Here is a 4,480-nt window from a genome sequence, read left to right as displayed (position 1 = left end):
GTTTGGTGTACCCATGGATTAGATTGGCTGCCTCAAAGAAAAGAATGGGTGGACCTAAATGCTCTGGTCTGCATGAGAAGCACTAGGCGCATTAAAGATAAAACATCGGTAGAGGCTAGATACTATATTGCTAGTGAAAAAGCTAATGCTGAAAAGCATGGGCTAGGCATACGTTCGCACTGGCCTATAGAGAATAAGGTTCATTGGCAATTAGATGTTTCTTATGGGGAAGATAAAAGCAAAGTCCGTAAAGACCATGGTGCCCAAAATCTATCAGTTTTGAAAAGATGTACAATGAATCTACTAAAAGCTGATACAAAAACAAAGGCAGGAATTAAGGGCAAGAGAGCAAAAGCCGGGTGGAATCGAGACTACATGATGGAAATGCTAAATGGTAAATAAAATCTTCATGCAATTTCCCTGATTTTTAACAAAGGCTCTTCTACTACAAGGGGTAAATTTTTGTGGAATCTCGTTAGTAATCATTAATGACCACGAATGCTTAGTTTAGTGGTACATTAAAATTTAAGTAACATAAGCATTTAAAGGAAGAGATCAATTGTTTGGCCCTCGTTTATAGTTTGTATAGGCTTTCCTGGTGAAGCTTTGACTCAAAGCTTTATCACCACTGCCTTTCTAGTCTTTTGAGTAATATGCTTTAGTAAAAATCTTGCTAGCTTACTCCGTCCGCTCTCATTGTCATTATGAAAGTCCATGTGACTTATTTAATGTCCTATAAGCAGCTTGAGCATCGTCTAGCATAAGCAGTAAACGTGCGGCAAAAACATCTGTGACTTTAGATATTCTTCGTTCTAAACCTTTAGTTATTTGTTGATAATGTTCTTCAATTAATTTTAAATCATTAGCACTTTCAAGGGGAATATCTAATATTTTGCATGCATTTTGGCGATCAGTAGGATCTAATCGATGAGGACGATGAGATAAAGCTGAAGGACAAGAGTATTGTTTATTTCTTATGTTTATTTTGCAGACGTCCCACCGATTAATTGAATCTAATCTATTATTCCTATTTCTTACATCATAGGCTCTATAGGCCGTCAAAACAAGGTCAGGAATCAATAATAAAAATCCTAAACTCAATAGCTCTACACATCCGCGACCTATGTGATTATACTTAGTTGGCAACTCCTCTTTTAGGGTTTTCGCGGCCATTGAAATACGCGACAGACCAATTAGGGTGCCGATTAAAGGAATATACCCTAATGCTTTTATAATGTTGGCAATTTTCCATGCATCTTTAGCTGCATTGTTAATTGATTCATCCTCGACTTTTTGATAATCGGGATCATTAAAGCTAGAGATTTCTTTTAATTCTGCTATCTGTACATTTAGCTGTGACATTTTTCTTTGTTGTAAATCAGATGTTCTCTGCTTAACTTTTTTAATCATTTCTTTATAACAATCTTCGGCATTGCAAGCAAAAGTTTCAAATCCAAAAGCGGGCATGCTTGTAAAGTACATAAATTAACTCCTTTATAAGGGCTAATGGTTTATTCATATAAGTTTCAATTATTATATTTTAAAAGATTAAAATACAGTATTTATTCAACTTAATTATCTTTTCCTTACAGATAAATGAATTAATAAAACTATTCTCAGAAGCTTTTGCTTTTAAAGAGGGAGAAAAAATGAAATTCGATTTTCTTGATATTTATACTGGCTATTTTATCAACCAAAACCAGCAAGCGATAGCTACACGAGTATCCAATCCTTTAGACAGCTAAGATCCTCACCACTTTTCCTAATGACAATCTAAGGGGGGATCGAAAGCACTGGCAATAGGTTAAAAGGCAAGAGGATCATCTATACCAAAACAAGGGAGATGTAGATTATTGATGATACGAGAGAAGAAAAGCCCTGTACGGATAAAAACAGAATCGCCTGCTGGCATTTTTTCATAGCGAAGGAAAGTCAAGTAAAAAAGATTAATCTTTTTCTAAGCATTATTAACAAGGGCGATTATACTTTTCCTAACCGTCTAAAGTGATTAAGAAATCATACACTTTTGCGAGGTGAAAACGCAGATCTTCAAAAACAAGGACGATTCTATAGGGATTCTCCCTATTGCACGGACTAATGACTTAAAATCATGAGCCTGAACGAATCTATGAAAACTCTCACAAACGGCGGAAGACAGAAGAAGATTACCAAGGGATAAAGCAAAATACTAACCTTAAAAAGTCTCCCCTTAAAATTTTTTGCTCTCAAAGAAACCATATTTTAGCCTCTCTTCTCGCTAGTTGCGAATTTGAATTTTTAACTCCCTCTCAATCACTTTGTTTCAAGATACAGTTAATCCTTAAAGCCAACCAGATGGCTTATCAAGAACCGTAAACTTTACAAAGAAACTTTATATCTGCGTACGATGAGTTAAGATAATACCCAATAGAACAAGCTTAAGGAGTAGACTGAATTGAACCTAAGAGTTTGCCCCAATTGGTTTCAATGCAACTGGTTCGAAATGGTATCATGTAGATGGATAACCTTGGAGGGAAAGTCTCCAACCAAACTTCCTTAAGAAAACCTTAGAATTGTTAGCTTTATTTAATGTATCCAAAATTTAAATCAAAAAATTTTATAAGGGGTTTTTGTGCTTTCTCTTGTAAAAAGCAAGAAAGTAGCCTTAACACTTACAAGGAAAAAGTTTTTTTGGAATTTAAGCGATTAGACAACTACCTGCCCATAAGGTTATCGCTTGTGATCCAGAGCTTTTTAACTTAAGCCATCGTAGAATTTCCCTCTTCCTTTTCTAATCCATTGATTTTCAAAAAATCTTCCTTCCAATGATAGTGGTTTAACACTTGAGTAGTATCACGCCCTAGAAGCATATAAGCAACATAAATAGCCTCTATAGAGGCTAATCCACGTGCTGGATCTATGCAATCTTCTTGACGCCGAGGATAGGCGGTGCGAAAATGAGGAGGCAGACTCCTTTTTGGTAGATCGGCATGCCTTTCCACAAATTTTAGCATTTTTTCTGCATAGCGCCAGGTGCTATCTAAAATAAATAGGCCCTGCCCTGCATCTTCTAAAGATAAAACCGGAGCCTCCAACGCCAACATGGTATATCCTACGAGAGAAGGTAAAATGCTTTTAGGATAGGTATAAAAATGGAAATCTTCAACTCCTTCTAGACCCCTTAAGCTGCATTTTTTAAGGTTTTCTTTATGATGCCGTAAAACTACGGTAGGAGGAAAGGATTGCATGATATAAATTAATTAGTTAATATGCATTAAAAAAAAGTATAGTAACATGAGTTTAAATTCATTTTCAAGAGGGAAAAATATATATGAGGCCAGTGTTAACCTATATGTGCAGTATGATGGTGGGAGTTACCTTTTTTATGACTCCTGCTCAAGGTATCTCCACTGATTCCCTCCAGTGGATGACCAATTATGAGGAAGCAGAAAACCTTTCCCGAGCAACATTTAAGCCCATTATTTTATTTTTTACTGGCTCAGACTGGTGTACTTGGTGTTCCAAGCTTGAGCAAGAAAGCTTTGATACGCCCGAATTTGCGCAAGCAGTAGGTGATAAATTTATTTTTATGAGACTAGATTTTCCAGTAAATTCTACCCTTCCCACTCCCTTAGCTGTCCAAAACAAACAACTCCAAAAAAAATATAATATACGTAGTTTTCCTACTTTAATCATTTTAGATGGCCAGCAACAAAAGCAGATCGGCATCACTGGCTATCGCGCAGGAGGCGGAAAGATGTATGCCGCCCACCTTTCAAAAATTGTCGCGGACTATTCTGACTATCAAAAAAAGGTAGAGGCTATAAACAAACACAAGTATTCTAGCGCTGAACTTAAAAAACTTTATGAAGTAGCCCAAAATTTTGGATATGAGAGCGATATTAACCAAATTATTAAAGTAGGGGTTAATTCGGAAGATAGCCACTTTTTCATGATTGAACGCTATCGCAAAATGACTCAAGAGGGCCTGTCTGGGCTCGCTGAAGCTAAGGCATTAAAGAAAGAGTTGCAGTTAATGGATCCTAATAACGAGAAGATGACTCATTATCATCTAGCTCTTATTGATTTTGAAGGCTATACCGAGGCGGGTGATAAGCGCTCAGCTGATCTAGCCGTAGCTTCTCTTGTCAATTATATCCAGAAGTTTGGCCCTAAGGATAAAGAACATCTTTGGCGTCTTCAGATGATTATTTCGCAAATTTATTTTGATAGAAATAATCTTACAGAGGCCCTAAATTTTGCTGAAAGTTCTTTTACGTCTGCCCCTCCTACGGCGAAAATCGAGATCTCAACTGCTATTAAGAATATTAAATCTCAAATGGCTACTGAAACGGCAATAGTTAAGCATTAATGAGCAATAAAAGTTTAGATTAGTCCAACCTGATTTACCCTAAAAAACTTCCTCATTGCATCAATTTTAAAAAGAAAAAATGTAAATTTCCTTTTAATGGTAAGCTAAAAAAGTAGAAATCCAAAAATT

5 protein-coding genes are annotated in these 4,480 nt (G+C 36.2%); 2 read left to right on the top strand and 3 right to left on the bottom strand.

Features of this window, described 5'->3' with window-relative positions:
- The coding region (locus NEOC95_RS02450) for an ISAs1 family transposase (RefSeq protein ID WP_213151283.1) at window positions 1-402 on the top strand (402 nt) is incomplete at its 5' end.
- Between the two features lie 300 nt (window positions 403-702).
- Here the strand turns inward: NEOC95_RS02450 and NEOC95_RS02445 are convergent.
- The 3 genes from NEOC95_RS02445 to NEOC95_RS02440 all read right to left on the bottom strand — a co-directional run bounded on the left by NEOC95_RS02445 (window position 703) and on the right by NEOC95_RS02440 (window position 3,227).
- The gene (locus tag NEOC95_RS02445; RefSeq protein ID WP_213151282.1) at window positions 703-1,482 is read right to left on the bottom strand and encodes a hypothetical protein; all 780 of its coding nucleotides are present in this window, start codon (window positions 1,480-1,482) and stop codon (window positions 703-705) included.
- Between the two features lie 322 nt (window positions 1,483-1,804).
- A complete protein-coding gene (locus NEOC95_RS09475; protein ID WP_283248236.1) occupies window positions 1,805-1,936 on the bottom strand; it encodes a hypothetical protein in 132 nt (43 codons plus the stop codon).
- 802 nt (window positions 1,937-2,738) lie between these two features.
- Window positions 2,739-3,227: a DTW domain-containing protein gene (locus NEOC95_RS02440; protein ID WP_166157667.1), complete on the bottom strand. Its 489-nt coding sequence runs from the start codon at window positions 3,225-3,227 to the stop codon at window positions 2,739-2,741.
- Between the two features lie 83 nt (window positions 3,228-3,310).
- Here NEOC95_RS02440 and NEOC95_RS02435 point away from each other — a divergent pair, with 83 nt between their 5' ends.
- Window positions 3,311-4,351 carry a thioredoxin family protein gene (locus NEOC95_RS02435; RefSeq protein WP_213151281.1) on the top strand — a complete coding sequence of 347 codons (1,041 nt, stop codon included), beginning with the start codon at window positions 3,311-3,313 and terminating at the stop codon, window positions 4,349-4,351.
- Window positions 4,352-4,480 lie beyond the last annotated feature (129 nt).

Origin of the sequence: Neochlamydia sp. AcF95 (genome assembly GCF_018342455.1) — a bacterium.
Taxonomy (GTDB): domain Bacteria; phylum Chlamydiota; class Chlamydiia; order Chlamydiales; family Parachlamydiaceae; genus Neochlamydia.
Note: the sequence above shows the minus strand (reverse complement) of the source record. Positions and strands in the feature narration are given on the sequence as shown.